Origin of the sequence: Flavobacterium sp. SH_e, assembly GCF_025717045.1 — a bacterium.
Lineage (GTDB): Bacteria > Bacteroidota > Bacteroidia > Flavobacteriales > Flavobacteriaceae > Flavobacterium.
In genome coordinates this window covers 1-1390 of record NZ_JAOVZN010000019.1, presented here as the reverse complement: position 1 = coordinate 1390, position 1390 = coordinate 1, and the positions used below count along the sequence as shown (strand labels likewise).

1 protein-coding gene is annotated in these 1390 nt (G+C 39.4%); it reads left to right on the top strand.

Annotated elements, in window-relative coordinates:
* A partial coding sequence (locus OD917_RS22555; RefSeq protein ID WP_263525620.1) for a SprB repeat-containing protein occupies positions 1 to 1390 on the top strand: 1390 nt, incomplete at both ends.

The following is a 1390-nucleotide window of genomic DNA, read 5'->3' as shown; positions in this document are numbered from 1 at the left end:
CGTAACGGATTCATGCTCTTCACAGACAAATTCTGTGACTGTTGGACAGCCTTCTGCAGCTTTAGCTTTGGGAGCTTCGTCTAAAACAGACGCTTCATGCTATGGAGCAAGCACTGGAACTGTGACTGCGGGAACTGTAACAAACTCTGTGGGAACTGTATCTTATTCTTGGAAAAACAGCGCTAACGCAGAAGTCGGAACAACTGCTTCTGTTTCTAATCTGCCTGCCGGAACATATACTTTAACCGTAACGGATTCATGCTCGTCTCAGACAAATTCTGTTACTGTAGAACAGCCTGAAGTTTTAAGCTGTTCAGTTATTCAAACTAAAGCGGTTACTTCAAACGGTTTAAGCAATGGAGAAGCTACTGTAACAGCACTGGGCGGTAATGGTAATTACACTTATCAATGGGATAATAACGAAACCACACAAACAGCAATTGGATTAAATGCAGGACTTCACTCAGTAACAGTTACTGATTCAAAAGGATGTACAACGTCTTGTAGTGTTACTATAACAGAACCTAATGTGCTTTCATGCAGTATTTCTCAAGACAGTGCTGTAAAATGTTTTGGTGAAAATAATGGTAAAGCAACTGTAAATGCTGTAGGTGGCAACGGAGACTATACTTATCTTTGGGATAATGGAGAAACTACAGCACAAGCGATAAACTTAACTGCAGGTTCACATTCTGTAACCGTAACAGATAAATTAAATTATACTACAACTTGTTCGATAACAATCACACAACCTCAAAATGCATTAAGTGCAGTAAAAACTCAAACAGATGTTACTTGCGGTGGAGGCAGTAATGGTTCTGCAACAGTAACTGTTTCTGGAGGAACTTCAGGATATATATACAACTGGAATTCAACTCCTACACAGACAACTGCAACTGCAAATAATCTAACTGCTGGAAATTATACAGTTGTTATTACTGATGCAAATGGATGTACAATCTCTGAATCATTTACGATTTTAGATGGCGATTCAATCATACCAGTTATAGATTCACTGCCACAAACAACAACGATCAATTGTCCTGATGAGCCTGTTTTTGCACAAGCAACTGCTACAGATAATAATGGGACTATTTCTTCATTAACATATGTAGATAACATGGTTCAGGGAAATTGTGCAGGATCATATACTGTAACAAGAACATGGACTGCTAAAGATGCTTGTGAAAACATTTCACTTCCAGTTAGTCAGACTATTATTGTTCAAGATATAACTGCTCCAACTTGGACAACTGCTGCGGGTTCATTGAACGTGACTTTAGAATGCAGCGATGCTTCGGGGCTTGCAAATGCTCAGGCAATGTTCCCATCTGTTTCTGACCTATGCGATGCCGATGTTTCAAATATCGTAAAAGCAAGCGGACAGTTT